This is a genomic window from Chryseomicrobium aureum (assembly GCF_016909155.1).
In the GTDB taxonomy this organism is placed as follows: Bacteria; Bacillota; Bacilli; order Bacillales_A; family Planococcaceae; genus Chryseomicrobium; species Chryseomicrobium aureum.
Map to the genome: position 1 here is coordinate 126,712 of NZ_JAFBFG010000001.1, position 21,503 is coordinate 148,214.

The 21,503-nt window shown below is 38.9% G+C and carries 22 protein-coding genes; 14 read left to right on the top strand and 8 right to left on the bottom strand.

Annotated features, from left to right (window positions below):
• Positions 1-37: 37 nt before the first annotated feature.
• Complete coding sequence (locus JOD03_RS00695; RefSeq protein WP_204588897.1) at positions 38-187, bottom strand: hypothetical protein; 150 nt, start codon at positions 185-187, stop codon at positions 38-40.
• Positions 188-386: 199 nt separating this feature from the next.
• Here JOD03_RS00695 and JOD03_RS00700 point away from each other — a divergent pair, with 199 nt between their 5' ends.
• Positions 387-1,775 (top strand): aldehyde dehydrogenase, encoded by a 1,389-nt coding sequence (locus JOD03_RS00700; RefSeq protein ID WP_204588898.1) that lies wholly within the window; start codon positions 387-389, stop codon positions 1,773-1,775.
• Between the two features lie 28 nt (positions 1,776-1,803).
• Here JOD03_RS00700 and JOD03_RS00705 read toward each other — a convergent pair whose 3' ends face one another.
• Entirely contained in the window at positions 1,804-3,396 is a 1,593-nt protein-coding gene (locus tag JOD03_RS00705; protein ID WP_204588899.1) for a PAS domain S-box protein, read from the bottom strand.
• Between the two features lie 112 nt (positions 3,397-3,508).
• Here JOD03_RS00705 and JOD03_RS00710 point away from each other — a divergent pair, with 112 nt between their 5' ends.
• The 5 genes from JOD03_RS00710 (at position 3,509) to JOD03_RS00730 (ending at position 11,755) form a co-directional block, all read left to right on the top strand.
• Positions 3,509-4,534: a M42 family metallopeptidase gene (locus tag JOD03_RS00710; protein WP_204588900.1), complete on the top strand. Its 1,026-nt coding sequence runs from the start codon at positions 3,509-3,511 to the stop codon at positions 4,532-4,534.
• Positions 4,535-4,594: 60 nt separating this feature from the next.
• The gene (locus tag JOD03_RS00715; RefSeq protein WP_204588901.1) at positions 4,595-6,163 is read left to right on the top strand and encodes a peptide chain release factor 3; all 1,569 of its coding nucleotides are present in this window, start codon (positions 4,595-4,597) and stop codon (positions 6,161-6,163) included.
• 120 nt (positions 6,164-6,283) lie between these two features.
• The gene (locus JOD03_RS00720; protein ID WP_204588902.1) at positions 6,284-9,346 is read left to right on the top strand and encodes an efflux RND transporter permease subunit; all 3,063 of its coding nucleotides are present in this window, start codon (positions 6,284-6,286) and stop codon (positions 9,344-9,346) included.
• A 223-nt stretch (positions 9,347-9,569) separates the two neighbouring features.
• Positions 9,570-10,331: a TerC family protein gene (locus tag JOD03_RS00725; RefSeq protein WP_204588903.1), complete on the top strand. Its 762-nt coding sequence runs from the start codon at positions 9,570-9,572 to the stop codon at positions 10,329-10,331.
• A 71-nt stretch (positions 10,332-10,402) separates the two neighbouring features.
• Positions 10,403-11,755: a TrkH family potassium uptake protein gene (locus JOD03_RS00730; protein WP_204588904.1), complete on the top strand. Its 1,353-nt coding sequence runs from the start codon at positions 10,403-10,405 to the stop codon at positions 11,753-11,755.
• 19 nt (positions 11,756-11,774) lie between these two features.
• Here the strand turns inward: JOD03_RS00730 and JOD03_RS00735 are convergent, their stop codons facing one another.
• Positions 11,775-13,487, bottom strand: a complete 1,713-nt coding sequence (locus JOD03_RS00735) for a B12-binding domain-containing radical SAM protein (RefSeq protein WP_204588905.1) — start codon at positions 13,485-13,487, stop codon at positions 11,775-11,777.
• A gap of 97 nt (positions 13,488-13,584) precedes the next feature.
• On the opposite strand from JOD03_RS00735, the gene JOD03_RS00740 reads away from it, so the two are divergent.
• Positions 13,585-13,788 (top strand): ATP-binding protein, encoded by a 204-nt coding sequence (locus JOD03_RS00740; RefSeq protein ID WP_204588906.1) that lies wholly within the window; start codon positions 13,585-13,587, stop codon positions 13,786-13,788.
• A 67-nt stretch (positions 13,789-13,855) separates the two neighbouring features.
• Positions 13,856-14,305, top strand: coding sequence for a MarR family winged helix-turn-helix transcriptional regulator (locus JOD03_RS00745; protein ID WP_204588907.1), 450 nt, complete (start codon positions 13,856-13,858; stop codon positions 14,303-14,305).
• Between the two features lie 40 nt (positions 14,306-14,345).
• On the opposite strand, the gene JOD03_RS00750 is transcribed toward JOD03_RS00745, so the two are convergent.
• The 3 genes from JOD03_RS00750 to JOD03_RS00760 form a co-directional block, all read right to left on the bottom strand.
• Positions 14,346-14,972 carry a hypothetical protein gene (locus tag JOD03_RS00750; protein WP_204588908.1) on the bottom strand — a complete coding sequence of 209 codons (627 nt, stop codon included), beginning with the start codon at positions 14,970-14,972 and terminating at the stop codon, positions 14,346-14,348.
• Positions 14,973-15,019: 47 nt separating this feature from the next.
• Complete coding sequence (locus tag JOD03_RS00755) at positions 15,020-15,628, bottom strand: CPBP family glutamic-type intramembrane protease (protein WP_239584741.1); 609 nt, start codon at positions 15,626-15,628, stop codon at positions 15,020-15,022.
• Between the two features lie 63 nt (positions 15,629-15,691).
• Positions 15,692-15,883, bottom strand: coding sequence for a YkvS family protein (locus JOD03_RS00760; protein WP_204588909.1), 192 nt, complete (start codon positions 15,881-15,883; stop codon positions 15,692-15,694).
• Between the two features lie 90 nt (positions 15,884-15,973).
• On the opposite strand from JOD03_RS00760, the gene JOD03_RS00765 reads away from it, so the two are divergent.
• The 3 genes from JOD03_RS00765 to JOD03_RS00775 all read left to right on the top strand — a co-directional run bounded on the left by JOD03_RS00765 (position 15,974) and on the right by JOD03_RS00775 (position 17,383).
• Positions 15,974-16,150 carry an abortive phage infection protein gene (locus tag JOD03_RS00765; RefSeq protein WP_204588910.1) on the top strand — a complete coding sequence of 59 codons (177 nt, stop codon included), beginning with the start codon at positions 15,974-15,976 and terminating at the stop codon, positions 16,148-16,150.
• Between the two features lie 56 nt (positions 16,151-16,206).
• Entirely contained in the window at positions 16,207-16,371 is a 165-nt protein-coding gene (locus JOD03_RS00770; protein ID WP_204588911.1) for an aspartyl-phosphate phosphatase Spo0E family protein, read from the top strand.
• Positions 16,372-16,516: 145 nt separating this feature from the next.
• On the top strand, positions 16,517-17,383 hold the full coding sequence (locus JOD03_RS00775; protein WP_204588912.1) for an NAD(P)-dependent oxidoreductase: 867 nt from the start codon (positions 16,517-16,519) through the stop codon (positions 17,381-17,383).
• A gap of 48 nt (positions 17,384-17,431) precedes the next feature.
• On the opposite strand, the gene JOD03_RS00780 is transcribed toward JOD03_RS00775, so the two are convergent.
• Positions 17,432-17,905: a YkyB family protein gene (locus JOD03_RS00780; RefSeq protein WP_204588913.1), complete on the bottom strand. Its 474-nt coding sequence runs from the start codon at positions 17,903-17,905 to the stop codon at positions 17,432-17,434.
• A 104-nt stretch (positions 17,906-18,009) separates the two neighbouring features.
• On the opposite strand from JOD03_RS00780, the gene fadH reads away from it, so the two are divergent.
• From fadH to JOD03_RS00795, 3 genes are all read left to right on the top strand, one after another.
• The gene (gene fadH, locus JOD03_RS00785; protein ID WP_204588914.1) at positions 18,010-18,768 is read left to right on the top strand and encodes a 2,4-dienoyl-CoA reductase; all 759 of its coding nucleotides are present in this window, start codon (positions 18,010-18,012) and stop codon (positions 18,766-18,768) included.
• 66 nt (positions 18,769-18,834) lie between these two features.
• Entirely contained in the window at positions 18,835-19,278 is a 444-nt protein-coding gene (gene cbpB / locus JOD03_RS00790; RefSeq protein ID WP_204588915.1) for a cyclic-di-AMP-binding protein CbpB, read from the top strand.
• A 53-nt stretch (positions 19,279-19,331) separates the two neighbouring features.
• Positions 19,332-20,210, top strand: a complete 879-nt coding sequence (locus JOD03_RS00795) for a LysR family transcriptional regulator (protein ID WP_338032414.1) — start codon at positions 19,332-19,334, stop codon at positions 20,208-20,210.
• Here JOD03_RS00795 and JOD03_RS00800 read toward each other — a convergent pair.
• Positions 20,207-21,409, bottom strand: coding sequence for an MFS transporter (locus JOD03_RS00800; RefSeq protein ID WP_204588917.1), 1,203 nt, complete (start codon positions 21,407-21,409; stop codon positions 20,207-20,209). The two genes, JOD03_RS00795 and JOD03_RS00800, sit on opposite strands and share 4 nt — an antisense overlap.
• Positions 21,410-21,503 lie beyond the last annotated feature (94 nt).

Consider the following 21,503-nt stretch of genomic DNA (forward strand, 5'->3'; position numbering starts at 1 on the left):
CTCAAGAATACCATACGATTAAAACAAAAAGACACCCTTAGGAGTGTCTTTGTAAATCATCTGATTCGTCTAGTTGCGAAAAGTAGATAAATTGCTCTTCTTCAAGTTCTAACATGCGATCTTTATTTAGTCCAAGTGAAATAGGACCTGTAAATACTTCTTCCCACCAGTTTCTCGTTTCGTTCATCGTATTTCCTCCTATTCATACATCTATTTTATATCTTGTTATTGGTATATGTAGTTGTCTGAAAATTACCCCTAAAAGTTACAAATTAAACGCTGAATGCTTAAAAATAAGTCCAAAGACTTAGGAGTGAATGTTGATTCATTGTATGCAATGAAAATTACTCGTATACTAAAAATAAGACCAAGACGGGAGGAATACGATGAATTTCACAGAACAACAAGTGAGCCAGTGGATCAAAGAACAGCAATTCAAAGTATACAAAGGTGAGACGAAACCAGTAGAATTTCGATTAGAACAGCTTGATTTATTAAAAAGTGCTATTAAGAAATTTGAATCTTCCATAGTAGAAGCGCTCTATAAAGATTTACGAAAGGGAGAGTTTGAGGCATACATAACAGAAATCGGTATTATATATGAATCTATTTCGTATATGAAGAAAAACTTAGCAGAATGGGTAAAGCCTCAAGCGGTTAAAACACCAACAGTGTTACAGCCTGCGAAAAGTTATACCGTACGTGAACCATATGGAAGTTGCTTAATCATCGCCCCGTTTAACTATCCGTTCCAACTTGTCATGGAGCCTTTGATTGGTGCTATTGTTGGGGGGAACACTGCGATTGTGAAGCCTTCCGAAGCCACTCCTCATGTTGCAGAAGTGGTTAAACTATTAATAGAAGACACGTTTTCACCGGATTATATTCGTGTAGTTGAAGGTGAAAAAGAGGAAACTTCCGTTTTGATTCATGCTCCCTTTGATTTAATCTTTTTCACGGGAAGTGTGCAAGTAGGAAAAGTGGTTATGAAAGCAGCAGCTGAGAGATTGACGCCTGTAGTTCTTGAGCTAGGTGGAAAATCACCTGCAATTGTAGACCATACTGCTAATCTTGATGTTGCAGCTAAGCGCATAGTGTGGGGTAAGTTCATGAATTCAGGTCAGACCTGTGTGGCACCGGATTATCTGGTCATTCATGAGAATGTGAAAGAGGCGTTCATTCAAAAAGTGAAAGAGACGATTGCCACTTTCTATGGAGACAATGTACAAACTAGTCAAGACTTCAGTCGGATCGTCAATACAAAACAGTTTGATCGTTTAGAAGCATTACTAGAAAAATCTCGTGAAGATTTGATTCATGGAGGAGCTACAGATCGAGAAGATCTTTATATCGAGCCTTCATTGTTTGAAGTGGACAGTTTTGAACACGCGTTGATGGAAGATGAGTTGTTTGGTCCATTACTGCCAATTTTGACGTATTCAGATTTAAGCAGAGCCATCTACGACATTCGCAAACTACCTAAACCTCTTGCTGCTTACTTCTTTAGTGAGCATGAGCGGGCTCAAGATTATTTTGTCGAAGCATTCCCGTTTGGTGGAGGCTGTATCAACGATACGATTTCCCATGTAGGGAGCGTCAGTCTTCCATTTGGAGGAGTAGGCACATCTGGAATGGGTGCGTATCACGGAAAAGCAAGCTTTGATCAATTTACACATCAAAAGTCTATTTTCAAAAAGAGCACGAAACTTCCTATGAATTTGTTGTATCCACCATACAGATCGAAAGTTAAATTAGTGCGCTCAGTTTTGAAATAACAAAAAGCTAGTCCGAAATTCATTCGGACTAGCTTTCTTCATTTTCAGGAGGGGATACTTTTTTGAAGTGTAGGAAGAAGGTCGTTCCTTTTCCTAATACAGAATCCACTTCAATTTTCCCGTTTACATCTGCCATGATCTTTTCACTGATTAACATGCCAAGGCCCGTTCCTTCCGCCTTAGTCGTATAAAACGGATTGTAGAGATTTTCTAAAACTTCCTCCGTCATTCCTGTGCCCGTATCTCGAATCACGACGATATAATCTTCATGATTCTTTGAATAGCTATAAATATGAATCTCACCAGAACTTTCAATAGATTCAATAGCATTTTTAATAATATTTATAAATACTTGTTTAACATGGGATTCATCTCCCCGTAACCACATGTGATGCGCGTTCCACTTATGGTGGAGTTTGATTGATGAAGAATCTAAGTTTGGTCCAAATAAACTTACTACATCGTTTAATACAGATCTTAAAAAGAATCGTTCATTTAACGAAGGAGAGGGTTTAGAGAGTTGTAAAAATTCACTCACGATGTATTCGATCCGCTTGATTTCACTTTCAATCAATTTCGTATAGCGGTAACTGGGTGAGTTTTTATCTGAATTCATCATTTGAATGAAGCCAGATATAACTGTCATCGGGTTCCGAATTTCATGGGCAACACCCGCCGCAATTTCACCAGCTAATTGCAGTTTTTCTGTTTGCAATTTCAATTTTTCAGTCTCTTTTTTAAAACTAATGTCTCTGGAAATTACAGACATTGCAATGATTTTGCCGCGTTTATCATGAATTGGAGACAGTGTGAGCAGGACGTCAATCATTTTGCCATCTTTTCTCATATCTGTTGTTTCAAAATGAAAGACATTTCCTTGACGAATCTTTTCAGTCCGTTCTCTAGCGGCAGCCTCAGATTCTTGTGACACAAAAAAGATTTCGCGACCGAGAAGTTCTTCTCTTGAGTAGCCATACAATTCTTCGAAAGCAGGGTTCAAGTCGATTAAACGGTTTGAAAGGTCGAACACGGCAATGCCGTCTTTTGCAGTATCAAAAAATAATCGTAAATAGCCATCTTGACTCAATAGCTGATTTTTCATCAAACTGTTTTGAGAATTGATAGACTGAAGAATCTTTCTCTCGACCCACATATAGAGGATCGTTGTACTCAACAACATGAAGAAAAAGAACAATACCAGTTCAACATCATGCCGTGACAGTTGATTGGAGAAATTGCTTGAAAGCTGAGTAAAGATAAAAAATAGTTCTACATATGTAACCGCGATAACAAGGAAAATGACAGGGAAGACTTGAAAAAATGTCGCGATGAATATCGGATACGCTAGAAAAATCACATAAGAATATGTCATTTCAGTTGTATACTCGAGCATGATGTAACAATTCAGTGTCAAAATAAACAAATACGGGGCCCAGTTGGGTAATTTCTTTAATCGAATCAGTGCGACTAAAAAACAAACGTAAATAATAGAATAAATATAAAAATAAATGGAATGTATTTGAGAATGAAAAAGTGCAAATATCGTATGAATGATAACAAATATACAAATTAGACTCGCAAAATAGCGAATGCGAAGCTGTAGTTGACGCTGTTTATCCATAGTAGCCTCCTTTCAGAGTAGTAGAATGATGCTACAAGAAGTGTAGCAGGAATTATATCGGTTGACTATACGTTCTGGTATGATTGGAGAAGCAACGAATGGAGGGTACGTCATGAAAAAAGTATATGTATTACTTGAAGAATTAGTTACAATTCCAAGTCCAACGGGTTATACAAATAAAATCATGGGATGGGTTACTACCTATTTGAAGGAATTAGACTATGAAATTGAACATACAAATAAAGGATCCTTATTAATCAAACTTCCTGGAGAAAATACAACACAGGCGCGTCTACTTACGGCTCATGTAGATACTTTAGGGGCGATGGTGAAAGAAGTGAAGTCTGATGGACGTTTGAAACTCACTAAGGTGGGTGGCTTTATATGGAACTCTGTTGAAAACGAAACATGTACCATTCATACTCGGGACGGTAAAGAATATTCTGGAACGATTTTAATGCATCAATCATCCGTTCATGTTTATACAAAATCGGGTCAAACCGAACGTTCGGATGACACTATAGAAGTGCGTCTGGATGAAGTCGTGACTTCTCGTCAAGATACTGAAAATCTTGGAATAGCTGTAGGCGATTTCGTCAGTTTTGCACCACGCTTCACGAAGACAGCCTCTGGATTCATTAAATCACGTCATCTAGACGATAAAGTGAGTGTTGCATTACTCCTCACATTAGCTGAAACGTTACAAGGCAAAAAGCTACCGGTCGATACCTATTTTTATATATCTACAAATGAGGAAATCGGCTACGGCGGTAACTCGTCAATCCCTGCTAAAGTACAGGAATATCTTGCTGTAGACATGGGGGCACTTGGAGATGGTCAATCTTCAGATGAGTATACGGTCTCGATCTGTGCAAAAGACGGCTCTGGTCCCTATCATTACGAATTCACTTCTCACCTCATTAATTTGGCAAAAGAAAACGACATACCTTATAAAGTAGATATCTATCCTTATTATGCTTCTGATGCCTCTGCTGCTGTGTCTGCAGGTGTGGACGTGAAGCATGCATTGTGTGGTGCAGGTATTGAATCTTCACATGCGTATGAACGAACTCATGAAAAATCTATCACAGCAACGTATCAACTCCTAGAAAAGTATTGTCTCTCACCATTAGTGTAACTTGCTATATACGGCAAAAATACGTATGATTAGATAGGCAAAAATGAAGGAGAATATACAATGAATACAAAAGAAGAAATACAAAGAAGACGGACATTTGCCATCATCTCTCACCCGGATGCTGGAAAAACGACGATGACTGAAAAACTACTTTATTTTGGTGGAGCGATTCGTGACGCGGGTACAGTCAAAGGAAAGAAGACTGGAAAGTTTGCGACATCCGACTGGATGGAAATTGAAAAGCAACGTGGGATTTCTGTTACTTCATCCGTGATGCAGTTCGATTACCGCTCGAACCGAATTAACATACTGGATACACCGGGTCACCAAGATTTCTCGGAAGATACGTACCGCACGTTGATGGCTGTCGATAGCGCAGTGATGATTGTCGACGCCGCAAAAGGAATCGAGGCACAGACACTAAAACTATTTAAAGTGTGTCGTATGCGTGGAATTCCAATCTTTACATTTATCAATAAGCTCGATCGACAGGGAAAAGAACCATTAGAGTTAATGGAGGAAATCGAAGAAGTCCTAGAAATTGATTCATATGCAATGAATTGGCCAATCGGGATGGGGAAAGAATTCTTAGGAATTTACGACCGCTACAACAATCGAATTGAACAGTTCAGAACGGATGAACAAGACCGCTTTTTAGAAGTAGATCAAGAGGGAGAGCTCGTAAATGCTCATCCAATGAAAGAAACTTCTTATTATAAGCAAGCAATGGAAGATATTCAGCTTTTAGCTGAGGCCGGAAATGACTTCGATGAAGAGCGCGTTAGAAGAGGAGAACTTACACCGGTATTCTTCGGAAGTGCTTTAACAAACTTTGGTGTTCAGACATTTTTAGAGACCTATCTAGATTTTGCACCAAAACCACAAGCGCGTTTAACAAATGATGGAGAAGTTGTTGAGCCAGACTCAACTGATTTTGCTGGTTTTGTGTTTAAAATTCAAGCCAATATGAATCCTGCACACCGTGACCGAATTGCGTTCGTACGAATCGTATCTGGAGAATTCACGCGTGGCATGAACGTGACATTAGCTCGAACTGGAAAATCTTTTAAAGTTTCATCGTCTACTCAGTTTTTGGCAGATGACCGTGAAACGGTGGATTCAGCAGTTGCTGGAGACATCATCGGTTTGTATGATGTGGGGAACTACCAGATTGGGGACACCGTAGTCGGTGGGAAGAAAGCTTTTGAATTTGAGAAGCTTCCACAGTTCACACCTGAGCTCTTTATGAAAGTCACAGCTAAAAACGTAATGAAATCTAAACACTTCCATAAAGGGATTCTTCAGTTAGTACAAGAAGGGGCTATCCAGTACTACAAAACGTTGCATACGGAAGATGTAATTCTTGGAGCGGTAGGCCAACTACAGTTCGAGGTATTTGAGCATCGCATGAAGAATGAATACAATGTTGAAGTGCGGATGGAACCAATTGGTTCAAAAGTAGCCCGGTGGATTGAAAATGAAGAAGAAGTAAAAGAGTCAATGACAGGTCCGCGGAGTATGTTAGTGCGCGATCGTTTTGACCGTTACGTATTCTTGTTTGAAAATGATTTTGCTATGCGCTGGTTCCAAGATAAATACGAACATTTAAAGTTATACAACTTATTATAAGAAATGCGAACAACTTTTGACGAAGTTGTTCGTTTTTTTTTCTCTTTCAAGTACTCCAATTTGTAATCTTCCCGTAATAAATCTATGATTAAAGTAATGCACTTGGAAGGAGTCCGTTTTATGAACCTTAGTAAATTTTCAATTCGAAGACCAGTCTTTACATTGGTAACGATGCTGGTCATTCTCATACTGGGAGGTGTGTCTTTAACACGCATACCCGTCACGTTAATCCCAAACCTTAATCCACCAATCGGTGTAGTCGTTACAAATTATTCAGGTGCTTCACCTATTGAGGTGAATGAAAAATTAACAAGACCGCTTGAATCCCAATTCAGTACGCTTCCAGGTATTGAAACGGTAAGTAGCACCTCACAAGAAGGTGCAAACTTTATCCTGCTTCAGTTTGACTGGTCTACAAATATTGACGATGTGCAACTCGATATATTACAACGGATTGATTTAGTCCCTTTACCTGAAGGTGCACAGCAACCACGTTTTTTAAAGTTTGATCCAGCACAATTTCCTGTCATTCAACTTGCCATCAATTCGACAGGAGAAGAAAATATTGCAGACCTTGCAGATGAAATCGAACAGCAACTTTTACGAACGGAAGGAGTTGCAAGTGTAAGTATTTCAGGGACTGTAGTGGAAGATATCTTAATTGATACAGATCCTGCTCTATTAGAAGAACAAGGGCTGACTTTGCAAGACGTTGTACAAGCGATTCAAGTATCCAATGTCTCGTTACCAGGGGAACCCATTCAAACAGAAGATAACCAAAGTTTAACGACACGCGTTGTTTCAAGTGTGACTTCTGCTGAAGATGTGGCTGCTCTAGCGATTACTGTGAATCCACTAGATGGTGAATCAATTACAGTCGATGATGTAGCGGACGTCCGAATTGGTGAGCGAAATCAATCAACAATCACTCGAGCGAATGACGAGCCAGCGATTTTAGTATCGGTCTTCCAAGAATCCAGTGCGAATACAGCGAGTGTTTCAACGAACTTCCAAGAAAATTTAGATGATCTATTGAGTCAACCAGAGTATGAAAATGTTCAAGCCAATATACTTTTTGATCAAGGAGATTATGTAAAATTAGCGATTAATAATATCGGTCAGTCTCTCCTATTTGGTGCAGTCTTTGCGATGTTAGTATTGTTTGCCTTCTTAAGAGGTATACGGAGTCCTATCATAGTAGGTGCTGCTATTCCGTACTCTGTCGTCGTAACGTTTGTATTGATGTACTTTACCGGCTTCTCTTTGAATATCATGACACTCGGAGCACTCGCACTAGGAATTGGAATGCTTGTGGATAACTCTATTGTCGTTATTGAAAATATCGAACGCCATATGGGTCTAGGAAAAGATAGAAAAGAAGCAGCACTTGAAGGTACAAAGGAGATGGCTGGAGCGATTACAGCGTCTACTTTAACAACTATTGCAGTATTCGTACCAGTGATTTTCTTGTCTGGACTAATTGGCCAGTTGTTTACAGAGTTTGCTTTAACGATATCCTTTAGTTTATTTGCATCTTTAGTAGTCGCATTAACTATTATTCCAATGGCGGCAAGTCTTCTATTGAAAAAACCTAAAGGTAATATAGAAGCAAAAAGAAGACGCTCGCGCACATACAATAATTATGAAAAATCAATTAAATGGGCACTACGAAATCGTTTTGTGTTAGTAGGAGTTACGACAATTCTAATTGCTCTCTCTGTATTTGGCTTATTCCGTGTAGGAACAGAGTTCTTACCTGCTACAGATGAAGGATTTGTGACCGTCCAAGTAGAACTTCCGAACGGAGCTTCTGTGGATGCTACGGAAGAGGTTGTCACTGAGATAGAAGAATTATTTAAACAGCAAGAGGATGTAGAAGTCTATACTTCTTTAATCGGCAGCACGCAACAAGGTCAATCTCAAGGATCAGGCTCACAAAATGAAGCCGAGATTTATGTGAAATTAACAGAACTTGATCAGAGAGATCGCTCTGTCTTTGCTTTTGTTGATGAAGTGCAACCGGTTGTAGAGGAACAAATAGGAGAGCGTGCTGAAGTAGAATTTGCACTTCAGACAGCAGCAGGATCAACACCGAACTCATTAACGTTTACAATGACTTCGTCGGATAATCAAGCTTTAGAAGCAGCCGTAGCACAAGTAGAGTCTGACATCCGAGAGGATGAATTTGTGACGGAAGTTTCAAGTGATTTATCTGAAACTGTAGATGAAGTAGTAATTTCAATTGATCGAGACCAAGCTCTCGATTATGGATTTGTACCTGCGCAAGTTGCACAGACCGTTACAGATGCAACTCGTGGTGTATTTGCCACGCAAATTGTCACCGAGCAAGATGATGTGTTTAGTGTCTTTGCTCAGTATCCAGACAATACGTACGAGTCAGCAGGAGAACTTGCAAACTTTAATTTGCGTGCGCCATCTGGTGGATTCGTAGCACTTGATGAACTAGCAGATATTTCAACTGTGTCTTCACCTGTTTCAATTCGTCAAGTCGATCAACAACGCGCTGTAACTGTCAATTTAACGTATGCATCTAGTCAAACATTAGGCGATATGTCTGCACGTGTAGATCAAATTATTGCAGACGCAGAACTACCTGAGTCTGTCGAAGTCACGTTTGGTGGAGATCGTGAGTTGTTGGAAGATGCAGCGGCAGACATGATAATGGCGATTATTTTGGCAGTTGTTTTAGTGTACTTGGTTATGGCAGCTCAATTCGAATCGTTTAAGTATCCATTTGTCATATTATTTACTGTTCCATTAATCATTATAGGTATTGGGATAGGATTATTTGTTACATCAACACCACTTAGCATTCCGGCAGTAATTGGTGTGTTAATACTCGTCGGAATAGTTGTAAATAATGGAATTGTATTAGTAGACACGATTAACTCAAGAAAAGCGCAAGGCATTCCTTCTTATGAAGCAATTGTCTCAAGTTCTAAAGATCGTATTCGTCCAATATTGATGACCGCATTAACAACAATTCTCGGTCTTGTACCATTAGCTCTGGGTATTGGCGAAGGAACGGAGATTAACCAACCGATGGCAATAGCTGTAATCGGAGGTCTCGCATCGAGCACATTCTTTACACTTTATATCGTCCCAATCATCTATAGTTTCTTAGATACCGAGACGAGAAGAAAGTCTAACCATCCTGTATAATTTTTGTTTACAAAAAAAGTGGATATGCTATACTATTCCCATAACAAAATAGACCTTGACTCTTTGTCAAAGGGGAGTAGCTTTAGGGGAGACCCTAATTCATAGTCGTCATCTCGTGGCTTGTGCCATTGGTTATGAATGGTAGATTACATCTGCTTAGCAAGACCTTTGCCTTTTATTAGGCATAGGTCTTTTTTGTTTCAAAAAATAAGGACTGAGCGAGATGGAAATACTATTAGAATATGGATGGGTACTTCTTGTACTAATCTTGTTAGAAGGTCTTTTAGCTGCTGATAACGCAGTCGTGATGGCCGTAATGGTAAAGCATTTACCACGAGAGCAACAAAAGAAAGCTTTGTTTTATGGATTAATGGGAGCTTTTATCTTCCGATTCGCTGCATTATTCCTAATCACATTCTTAGTGAATATCTGGCAGGTGCAAGCACTTGGAGCAGCTTATTTACTTTTCATTTCCATAAAACATATATGGGATCAAAGAAGGCACAAGGAAGAATTAGCGGACACGCATAAACTTGAAACAAAAGGCTCAGGATTCTGGATGACTGTATTAAAAGTAGAACTGGCCGATATCGCTTTTGCAATCGATTCGATGCTGGCAGCTGTAGCGATTGCTGTTACACTTCCTGAAGTCGGCAATAGTGTAATTGGTGGGATCAACGGTGGCCAATTTGCTGTTATGTTCTTCGGTGGGATAGTCGGATTAATTATTATGCGTTTTGCTGCACATAAGTTTGTTCAGCTACTTGCAAAGTTTCCTTCCCTTGAAACTGCTGCTTTCTTGATTGTCGGCTGGGTAGGAGTGAAACTATTGGTTCTTACACTGTCACATCCGGATATTCAAATTCTTGATGAGCACTTCCCACACTCGACAGAATGGAAACTTATCTTCTGGTCTGTACTAGTAGTGATTGCAGTTGGTGGTTATTTGCTTGGTGTTCGACAAAACCGAAAAGTAGAAGCGTAAAAGAAAAAAATAGGAGAATTCCTATCTTTTTTTTCATCAGTTTTCTATACTAGGAGAAAGGAGACATAAGCATGAAACAAGTACCTATTCCATCTACTAAAAGTTTTACTCCTGCACAAATCATTGTTTCCTATTACTTTATAGCGATTGCGATTTCTGTAGGACTGCTCTCTTTACCGGGAGTAAAAGAAGTAGACGCAAGTTTATCGTTTATTGACAAAGTATTTGTAGCAGTTAGCGCAGTCAGCGTGACAGGCCTTTCACCAGTAAATATTGCAGATACTTTCACTTCATTTGGTTACGTCATTATTATGATGATTCTTCAGCTTGGTGGTATTGGTATTATGTCAATCGGTACGTTTATCTGGTTGCTTGCAGGAAAAAAAATCGGATTACGTGAACGACAGTTAATTATGATTGACCATAACCAACCAACATTAGCTGGAGTCGTCAAGTTGATTCGAGAAATTGTGAAAATTCTTCTTCTCATTCAATTGGTTGGAGCTATTATTCTATCGCTTTATTTTATGCAATTTTATGACGATACACGTTTTGCCATATTAAATGGTGTGTTTTCTACTATTTCAGCAACTACAAACGGTGGATTTGATATAAATGGAGATTCACTTCAAGCCTTTCGCAGTGATTACTTTGTGCAAACTATCCATATGCTCTTGATTATTTTAGGCGCCATTGGTTTCCCTGTTTTAATCGAAGTAAAAGAGTTTTTATCAAATAAAAATAAGACGTTCCGCTTTTCTCTTTTTACTAAAATCACTACAGTTACATATGGTGCATTGTTGATAATCGGAGCCATCGGAATTTTTATCATCGAATATTTTAATACATTCCGCTATTTAAGTTGGCATGATGCAGTTTTTGGTGCACTCTTTCATTCTGTTTCTGCGCGTTCAGGTGGACTCACAACGATGAATGTGGAATTATTCAATCAAGGAACAAACTTTTTTATGTCTTTCTTAATGTTTATCGGAGCTTCTCCTAGCTCTGTGGGTGGAGGAATACGAACAACAACATTTGCGATTGCCTTACTTTTTTTAATTAACTTTTCACGAGGGAAGAACCAAATTCAAATCTTTGGTCGAGAAATTCATTTAATTGATGTTTTCCGATCCTATGCAGTGATATTGCTTGCGGCAATGATGGTGATTTTTGCTACAATTCTTTTAACAATTACAGAACCAACTATTCCAATACCCGCGCTGATCTTTGAAATTACAAGTGCGTTTGGAACGTGTGGAATGTCACTCGGGGTTACCGATGAGTTATCGACCGTAGGAAAAGTGACAATCATGTTGCTAATGTTTATAGGGCGAGTCGGCATTATCTCGTTCCTTTTCACTCTAGGAGGTAAATCGAATTCAACCAAATTCCATTATCCAAAAGAGCGCGTAATTATTGGCTAATAAAAAACCAGATTCCTTTTTAGGAAACTGGTTTTTTTTCTGTTCGGGCTTCAAAATGTACATGTGGTGTATCAAAAAAGTATAGAATTGGAGCTATCCCATCATTTGTCATCATTTCTGTAACAAACGCTTTTTTGAAAAGTTCACGCTCGAATATCTGATTGGTGAGGAGGTAATCATAGTTTTCCCGACTTCGTAAAACCTCATGTAACAATTCTGAACGTTGTTGCTGATTGATTGTCTCGTTCCACCAAACACTGCGAGGAATAAACTTTTGATGGGCGAGATAGTCGAATTTCATTTCAGACAAAATCGCATCGTCCCATAGATTTTCTGATAGTAGAAAGCTTTGCAACCGAGTAAACAAGTCATCGAACTGATGACCAATTCTAGACCAATTATGACCTTCCCAATATCCGCCAAATTTTTGGAAGAAATCAAATGGAGATTCAAAACTATGCGTTACAAGATACTCGATTGTTCGCTGGAACTTTTGACTATTCCAATACTTTTCTAAAATATCTTCTACTTGTTTAATTTTTATAATTTCATCAAAGGATAATACAGAATTCCCTACAATTTCGTAAGGCGCCTGATCTACATACTGATAGCCATATTTTTCAGCATCAATTCGTAATCCGGTTCCTCGCAATAATTTCAGAAACCCTAATTGTAATTCTTCTGGACGAAGTGCAAACACATCATTAAACGTTTTACGGAAAGAATTGTAGTCTTCTTCCGGCAGACCAGCGATTAAATCAAGGTGTTGATCAATTTTGCCACCATCTCGAACCATCGTTACAGTACGCGTTAACTTTTCGAAATTTTGACGACGTTTCACCAAATCATTCGTGTGATCATTTGTTGATTGCACGCCGATTTCAAAACGGAATAAACCCTTAGGTGCATGATCATTCAAATATTGAATTACTTCGGGACGCATAATGTCTGCTGTAATCTCAAACTGGAACACTACACCTGGTTGATGTTCTGTAATGAGGAACTCGAACATCTCCATAGCATAGCTTCGAGAGATGTTAAAAGTCCGGTCGACAAATTTAATTACTTTAGCGCCATTTTTCATCAAGTAGCGGATATCCTCTTTGACATGCTCACGTGCAAAGTAACGAACGCCTACTTCAATGGATGATAGGCAGAATTGACATGAAAATGGACATCCACGGCTAGTCTCGATATAAGTCACACGTTTGCCTAACTCTGCAATATCGGCTGGGTCACGGTAAGGAGATGGGGAAGTACGAAGATCTAATTTAGCAGGTAGAGCGTGCATCTTAAATCTGCCATCCACCATATAGGCAATGCCTGCAACTTCTTCAAGTTCGCGAGTACCCGACTGATACTGGAGAAATTGTTTAAATGTCTCTTCTCCTTCTCCAACTACAATGTAATCTACTTCAGGATGATTTTTTAGCCAATGATTTGTGTCATAGGAGACTTCAGGACCACCCAATATGATTGTAGTCTGCGGAGAAATCAACTTATACATAGCCACAACTTTTAGCGTTTCTTCGATATTCCAAATATAGCAACTAAATCCGAGAACATCAGGCTTGTATTGATGAATCTCACTTACAATAGCGAGTGTAGGGTCCTTGATAGTAAATTCTTTTAACTGAATCGAAAACTCATCTTCAGAATAAGCCTTAAGGTGTCGAATGGCTAAGTTTGTATGAATATATTTTGCATTTAATGTCGTTAATAATATGTTCATGGAATCTTCCTTTCATCCTTATTATTCTATCAGGCAGACCCTGTCGACAATATAGGAAAATAATACTATGCGCATTCAGACGCAGAGATAAGTATTCATGACCCAGGGAACTGGGATAGATTTAGAGAACTTACAGCAATACTTCCATCCATTCTTCACGACTAAGAAGAGTGGTACAGGTTTGGGGCTTGCCCATGCTGCACGCGTAATGGAAGAAATGAAGGGGAGAATCGAAGTAGCCAACAACTTAGCTGGAGGCGCAAGTTTTTATTTCTATTTTCCTAGTGTAGTAAAGAACTGATTTTGACATCTTATTCCTTACCCTCTATAATTGTACTCAGCGTAAATGGAGATGGGTGGGACAAATTATGGTATCTGAAAATGAGCGTTTAGAAGCTCTCAAGTTATTTATTGTACTTTCTAGATCTCACAAAGTACTTCATGAATCTACAAATCAATTTTTTCAAGATAATGGTCTGAATCCAACAGAATTTGCAGTGTTGGAGCTGCTGTATCACAAGGGGAGACAAGCATTACAAAAAATTGGAAGTGAGATATTGTTAGCGAGTGGATCGATTACGTATGTAGTGGATAAGTTGGAGCGTAGAGGACTCATTAATCGAATTGCGAGTGAGGAAGATCGTCGTGTAACATACGCTGAAATTTCACCACAAGGAAGAGCCTTTATGGAAGAGCTATTCCCTAAACACGAGATTCAACTTGTTGAGTTGCTAAATGTTTTAACCTCTGAAGAAAAGCAAACATTAACAACATTATTGAGAAAGCTAGGACTTTCCATAAAAAATCTTTCAGAATAAAATGCACCCAACCGGTTTTAAACCGGAGGGTGCTTTTCTTTTAGTTTGATTGAAGTGTTGAGAGCATTTCGAGATAATCACCGGTCTTCATAACATCACTTACATCATAAATGATAACACGAACCATATGTGCTTCTGTCTCAAACACATAACCCGTCACCTTCCCATTTTCTACCGCTATTTCATATCCAATAGGCATATCGACATTTGGGAGCTTCGCAGGAGTAGAAATCTCCATTAAAGTGGCAGTACTATCGGAAGCTTGGACAGTTTGCTTTAGTGTGTCAACAAGTGCTGTTCGGTCAGCTTCTTCTTTCGCAAATGTTTCAATCCGCATAAACACGGAATCATTCTCATCAAAGAATAGTACATCACGATTCGGCTCTTCAGCAGTCAATGTGTACCCTTCCATTACTTCGATAGAGAATGGTTGATTATCACTACTGACTCGCTCACCAATTGTCACTTCTTCCGTACCTTCAACTTCCGTTGCTTCCTCTTCTTCAGTAGATCCTTCTTCAGAATCCGTTGAAGTTTCCTCAGAGCCAGATGTTGCTTCTTCTGTTTCTTGTTCTGTTTCAGTAGAAGATGTTTCCTCTGAAGTTCCACATGCAGCTAATAATAGAATAAGTGCGAGTGTAATGGCGAAAACCTTAATTCCCTTCATTTTCATCACTCCTTTACTTTAGTAGACGAGCCTTTTGATTAAATGTTTCATTGAATTGGTAATATGAGAAACAATAAAACGAGGGCTGTACTATGCGTTACAATTAATAAAGGCATACTTTTCTTCCATTCGTAGAGGAACCCCCAGAGTATACCTACAACTAGTCCTGCTATAGCACCATAAATAAAGCCTCCCACTACTAGTGCTCCGGCAAATAAAAAGGCTGCTGCAAGCACAGCATAAAACGTAGGAAGGTACTTCTTTAAATACTGTTGGACGAATCCTCTCCAAAAGAATTCTTCTGCTGGAGCGATAATAAAAAATAGTAAGATGAAATGCCAGATGTTCGTGGGTCCATAGCGATCTAAAAATCGATGAATCTCACTCACGGATGTGAACGGAGAAACATCTAGTAGCCAATAGCTTGCTACAAAAAACAAATAAGTAAGTGTTCCATACCCAACACCTAACAAAAGATACTCAAGCGTCTGTACTTCATCTTCAATTTTAGCGTATAGTAGTGAAACACCCATCAAAAATAGAATGGTAAACGAATAAAAGTACCAAAATGTTGAGGCATTTTGAAATGTAAAATAAAATAAGCTATAGGCTATGGCAAGAATTATGAAAACCTTATAAAATTGTAGTGATTGCAACTGTATTCTCCTTTCATAAGTATAGGAAGAAAGAAAACCGCAAAACCATAATGGTCAGGCGGTTTATTGATCTTCGGAGCCGTGAATGATTTTGTAACGTTTATGGTTTATGACTGTTTTTTCTTCCATTTCAAGTTCATCAAAGTTCTCCATGAACGTTAAGTCAACAATAACAGAATTTTCATTCACTTTTTCAACGATTCCTTGTAATCCATCTTTAAATTCTATGATGTTTCCAACTTCAGCAATTTTCAACTAAAAATCCCCCTTCTCTATACTCACAGTTTGCCTTAAACAGAAGGCTACGTAAAGGGAAAACTCTAAAAATAAGTCAAGAGGTGTAGTATGAAACGTTTTGAGCAGTTAAAATCAGGAGAATTGAAGGAAGTAATCCTATCGAAAGATGAATTTTTAAAACTACGTGAACAGTTAGTTCAGCGTCCAGATTTCAAACATTTTATTGGTACAGCGTATCCTGGAGGTAAAGTGAAATTTATTTGGAGTGAAATGCAGAGAACTTAATTGAAATCTGATTTCCAAATAGTGTACACTGTTAAAAAGTGGATGGGAGGTGCACAATGACAAATGGGTTAATGACACGAATGGAAAAAGTCAGACAGGACATGATTCAATGTGCATCTGAAAAAGGTCTAACTGATGAATCTACTATTCGACTAAGTGAAGAATTAGATCAACTCATTAATGAATACTATAAAGAATTTAAAAAAAATCTTGAAAAATAGGTTTAATACATACGCTCTGTGGAAATACTAGTAAAGAACACAGCAACATTCTCATTTCCCCCTTTTTAGAATCATTCAAGCAATTGAATGGTTCTCTTTTTTTGTAGTGTATACTTAAAGAAATACGTTGGTTGAAAGGGGACTTATGATGAATATAGGGTTTATTGGAACGGGTGTAATGGGAGCAAGCATTTGCAAGCATTTACTAAAGGCAGGACATACCTTACATATTTATACACGAACAAAATCAAAAGCAGATGAACTTATCGAGTTAGGCGCGGCCTGGTATGCAACGCCCGTAGAAGTTGCAAACCAATCCGAAATTGTATTTACAATGGTTGGGTATCCGAAAGATGTCGAACAAGTTTATAAAGAAAAAAATGGATTATTTGAATCCGCTAAAGCTACTACCTTTATAGATCTGACAACGTCTACACCTCAACTTGCTGAAGAGTTGGCAAAAGTCGGCGAAGAAAAAGGATTTACAGTAATAGATGCACCTGTTTCAGGCGGAGATATTGGAGCGCGTGATGGTGTGCTCTCCATTATGATTGGTGGAGATGAAAAGACGGTGATGGATCTATTGCCAGTCTTCGAGTTATTTGGCAAGAATATTGTGTATCATGGGGAGCCCGGCGCAGGACAACATACAAAGATGTGTAACCAAATCGCCATTGCTTCTACTATGATTGCGGTTTGTGAGTCCCTTTCATACGGAAAGAAGGCAGGCCTTAACCTTTCTAAAGTACTTGAATCGATTACGCAAGGAGCAGCAGGTTCTTGGTCATTAACAAACTTAGGTCCAAAAATGATAGCTGAAGATTATGCACCAGGATTTTACATCAAACATTTTGTCAAAGATATGGGCATCGCTTTAGATGAAGCCTCTCGTATGAATATAGATCTGCCTGGACTTGCGCGCGCTAAGTCTATTTATGACGAGCTGATTGAGCAAGGGTTCGAAGAGGAAGGCACTCAAGCAATTATTCGATACTACAAAACACAGTGGTAAAAAAAACAGTCCCTTCTCTTTGATTAACTCTAAAGAGAAGGAACTGTTTTATTTTTTGAATGGATTTTTTTGAGTACGTCGATATTCTGAAGGAGAAGGTGTTAATTTGAAAGGCAACGGCAATTTTTTTTCAGAAGGACTACGTTTTGAAGTGGTCGAAGGGGTACCTACATACTCTATAAGTATTTGTTTTGCTTGAAAGAGACTCATCTTCACATCTGGATTTTGGTAAGTAAAGTCCAATTTACCGAGATGAGGAAGTAATTTATCATCTGCACTGGATGGTATATGAAATAAATAGTTAGCAAATGAGACTAATGTTGTAGAGTGCTGTTTGCTATTCTTAGGATTCTCGGAAAAATGTAAGCCTTCCTTTTTTGCATACTTTTGATGTAAAAGTTTATTCACTACGTTTTGCTTTAGTTGATAAAGTGGTTTTTTGTCTTGGGCTGTTTTAGCATGTCGGTTGACAATATAGAGTGCTTGGGCAATCTGTACTTGTTGGTCCTTGGATAACTTCATGTGAAAACCACCTCCTATTTTCAGTATACCAGAAAATAGTGGCAAGCTTTTACATTCTCCTGTAGAATTATGAGTGAATATTCATTCAATTTGGAGGGGTAGATATGGGGAAAACGTTTATCATTACTGGTGGCTCATCGGGTATGGGGAAATATATGGCGCAAAAACTGCTTCAAGAAGGGCACAATGTAGTTATTACAGGCAGAGATTTAGAACGTTTAAATGGAGTGAAAGACGAATTCTCATCTATTGGAGAAATTGATAGTTTCCAGATGGATGTGCGGGATCCTGAGCATGCAAAAGCTATGGTGGCGTTCACAGTAGAGCGATTTGGGAGTGTCGACGGGCTAGTAAATAATGCGGCCGGTAACTTTTGGGTAGCTGCTGAGAAATTAAGTCCAAATGGGTGGAAAGCTGTTATTGATATCGTTTTGAATGGAACCTTCTACTGTTCGCATGCTGTCGGAAATTACTGGATTGAAAACAATAAAAAAGGGTCTATCTTAAATATGTTAGCTACATACGCATGGGGAGCAGGTGCAGGTGTTATTCACTCCGCGGCAGCCAAAGCGGGAGTCATGTCACTCACGCGTACATTGGCTGTTGAATGGGGGACAAAGTACGGCATACGCGTCAATGGAATTGCACCTGGGCCCATTGAGCGGACTGGTGGAGCGGACAAGTTGTGGGAGTCAGAAGAAGCTGCCCAGCGCACGTTAAAATCTGTTCCACTAGGTCGTTTAGGAAAACCTGAAGAAATTGCAGAGCTTGCGAACTTTATTTTATCCGATAAAGCGGAGTATATGAATGGGGAGATAGTGACATTAGACGGTGGGCAATGGTTAAATAGCCATCCATTTTGACGAATGTTTCGTATTCCATTTTTTTCTGTGATATGATGAAAGAGCAGAAAAAAGGAGTAGATCGAAATGCTATCAGTTAGCTCTAGAGATTTTCTTAAGCTGCCGATCAAAGACTTCATTATTCCATCTGATAAAGTAGCACATGTCCAAATCGGCAATAACACAGAGCACGCTTTGCTTGTTCTGACCAAGACTGGCTATTCATCTATACCTGTACTTGATATGAGATATCGGATGCATGGTATGATAAGTGTTCAACAAATTACAGATGAAATATTAGGTCTAGACCGGATTGAATACGAGCGGCTAGAGACATTAAAAGTAGACGATGTCATGACACGGGATTTTGTCAAAATCTATGAACGTGATACATTTCAACGTGCACTAGATTTGTTGATTAATCATCCGTATGTTTGTGTTGTTGACGATGAAGATACTTTCCTTGGTATTATGACGCGACGTGTGGTTATGAAACAATTAAAAAAACAATTGTATTTGTCATTAGAATAGCCAAAAGACCCTGCATAGGGTCTTTTTATATGTCAAATTAAGGAGGAATGTGTGTGTATTCCGATTATGAAATCATTTCTATCCTTTCAAAAGAGCAGAACATGCGCAGAGCCGCTGAAAAGCTGTTTCTAACACAGCCAGCACTTTCACTTCGTTTGCAAAATATCGAAAAAGAGTGGGGAACACAACTCTTCATTCGTTCTCAAAAAGGGTTAATGCTCACACCCTCTGGAGAAATTGTAGTCGCATTTAGTCAAGATGTATTGCAAAAGAAAGAATTGGCGATGGAACAAGTTCAGTTGTTGTCGTCAAAAGTGCACGGAACGCTAAAAATAGCATGTGCGTCGATTGTGGGCCAAAACTGGCTCCCAACGGTGTTGAAAAAATATGTTCAAACGTATCCAGAAGCCAAAATCTCTCTTCACACCGGGTGGAGTTCAGAAATTGTTCGTTCACTTGTTGAGGGTGAAGCACATATTGGAATTGTACGTGGGCAAACAGAATGGAAAGGGAAAAAGATTCATCTATTCAAAGATACTCTTTATTTAGTCGACCAGGACATGACATCACTGGAGGAAGTAAAAAAATCCAATAAACCATTTATCCAATTTAAAAGTGATTCGAGCTATTACCAAGAAATTCAGCAATGGTGGCAAAAAAACTTTTCTATGACACCTAAACAACAAATTGTAGTCGACCAAATCGAAACGTGTAAACAAATGGCACTAAATGGTTTGGGCTATGCGATTTTGCCATCTATTACCTTATCAGATTATGATCAAATCAATAAAATCCCACTCAATCATGAAGATCCAGCATTTGAATTGACGCGCGACACATGGTTGATTGGCTATGAGGCCGCATTCGAACTTCCTCAAGTTGCAAGTTTTGTTGAGATGGCAAGCAATGAAAAAGAGCATGGTACCTTTTAAAGGGGACCATGCTCTGTTTGTGTTGCTTGCAGATTGATGTCTTTTTTCTTCATCCAAATATACGTCATAAAGAATGTACCTAACAAGACGATGGCACCGACAGTGAACGGTAAATTGTAATCAAAATCAAATAAAATTCCCGCTAACGCTGGACCTACCATATTACCAAGACTCATATAAGCATTGTTCATACCCGCTGCAAATCCTTGCTCGGCTCCTGCAAGTTTCGAAACGACCGTGTTAACAGCTGGTCGAATTAAAGTTACAGCAATTGAGAATAATGTAGCGACCAATAAAATACTGAAGAATTGATTCACAAATAACATGCCATAGAGTGTTACAGCAGCAAATGCCAGGCTACTTAAAATAATTGTCATTTCACCAAAGCGCTTGAATAGACGATCAATTAAGAACATTTGAATGACAACACCGACAAATCCACCAGCAGTCAGAACAATTGCGATTTGCTCTGGCGTGAAGTCAAATTTGTAATTCATGTAAAGAGCAAACGTTGCTTGGAAATTCGCAATACCAAATGAAAATACGAAGATGATGAGCAACATGACGAAATATGGAGTATGAAAAGATCGTCTCATTTGTTGTACGATATTTTCGCGTTTTTTGTCTGGCGCCGCTACTTCTTTATTACGGATGTCAGGTAATACGAATAATGAAACTATCATGGCAACAATCGCGGTTCCCGCTGAAACATAGAACGGGAAGTTTAGACTTATTGCTGAGAATAGGCCACCGATTCCTGGTCCAATCATAAATCCTAAACTCATCGCTGCACCAATGTAGCCCATACCTTTTCCTCGTTCTTCATATGTTGTGATATCTGCTACAAACGCCATTGTAGGTGGAATCAGGAAGGCTCCACCAATCCCACTAATGAAACGTGCAGCATAAAGCATCCATTCATGTGTAGCAATTCCAAACCATAACTGAGAGAAACCAAAGAGAGCTAGACCGATGACGATTAATTTTTTTCGTCCATATTTATCGGAGAGGTCTCCAGCGATAGGTGAAAACACAAATTGAGCAAATGCAAACGCTGCAATAATCAGTCCAAGCGCCTGTCCAGCAGCTCCGAACGTTTCGAGATAGCGTGGCATAATCGGTACAATCAATCCAATACCTGCCATTATGATAAACATATTAAACATTAAGAGGTAAATGACAAATGGATTTTTCTTCATATATATTCCTGCTTTCCTGTGATTCTATATAGCGAAAGTATAGCATAGGACATCGCATTGCGAAAATTTCGTGACTCAAAAAAAGCCCCCTTCG

Coding starts and splice junctions, on each gene's coding strand:
- JOD03_RS00700 (WP_204588898.1), top strand. CDS start 387: ATGAATTTCACAGAACAACAAGTGAGCCAGTGGATCAAAGAACAGCAA.
- JOD03_RS00750 (WP_204588908.1), bottom strand. CDS start 14,972: ATGAAGGGAATTAAGGTTTTCGCCATTACACTCGCACTTATTCTATTA.
- JOD03_RS00745 (WP_204588907.1), top strand. CDS start 13,856: ATGGTATCTGAAAATGAGCGTTTAGAAGCTCTCAAGTTATTTATTGTA.
- JOD03_RS00725 (WP_204588903.1), top strand. CDS start 9,570: ATGGAAATACTATTAGAATATGGATGGGTACTTCTTGTACTAATCTTG.
- JOD03_RS00800 (WP_204588917.1), bottom strand. CDS start 21,409: ATGAAGAAAAATCCATTTGTCATTTACCTCTTAATGTTTAATATGTTT.
- JOD03_RS00705 (WP_204588899.1), bottom strand. CDS start 3,396: ATGGATAAACAGCGTCAACTACAGCTTCGCATTCGCTATTTTGCGAGT.
- JOD03_RS00775 (WP_204588912.1), top strand. CDS start 16,517: ATGATGAATATAGGGTTTATTGGAACGGGTGTAATGGGAGCAAGCATT.
- cbpB (WP_204588915.1), top strand. CDS start 18,835: ATGCTATCAGTTAGCTCTAGAGATTTTCTTAAGCTGCCGATCAAAGAC.
- JOD03_RS00735 (WP_204588905.1), bottom strand. CDS start 13,487: ATGAACATATTATTAACGACATTAAATGCAAAATATATTCATACAAAC.
- JOD03_RS00730 (WP_204588904.1), top strand. CDS start 10,403: ATGAAACAAGTACCTATTCCATCTACTAAAAGTTTTACTCCTGCACAA.
- JOD03_RS00710 (WP_204588900.1), top strand. CDS start 3,509: ATGAAAAAAGTATATGTATTACTTGAAGAATTAGTTACAATTCCAAGT.
- JOD03_RS00780 (WP_204588913.1), bottom strand. CDS start 17,905: ATGAAGTTATCCAAGGACCAACAAGTACAGATTGCCCAAGCACTCTAT.
- JOD03_RS00715 (WP_204588901.1), top strand. CDS start 4,595: ATGAATACAAAAGAAGAAATACAAAGAAGACGGACATTTGCCATCATC.
- JOD03_RS00765 (WP_204588910.1), top strand. CDS start 15,974: ATGAAACGTTTTGAGCAGTTAAAATCAGGAGAATTGAAGGAAGTAATC.
- JOD03_RS00740 (WP_204588906.1), top strand. CDS start 13,585: ATGACCCAGGGAACTGGGATAGATTTAGAGAACTTACAGCAATACTTC.
- JOD03_RS00720 (WP_204588902.1), top strand. CDS start 6,284: ATGAACCTTAGTAAATTTTCAATTCGAAGACCAGTCTTTACATTGGTA.
- fadH (WP_204588914.1), top strand. CDS start 18,010: ATGGGGAAAACGTTTATCATTACTGGTGGCTCATCGGGTATGGGGAAA.
- JOD03_RS00695 (WP_204588897.1), bottom strand. CDS start 187: ATGAACGAAACGAGAAACTGGTGGGAAGAAGTATTTACAGGTCCTATT.
- JOD03_RS00770 (WP_204588911.1), top strand. CDS start 16,207: ATGACAAATGGGTTAATGACACGAATGGAAAAAGTCAGACAGGACATG.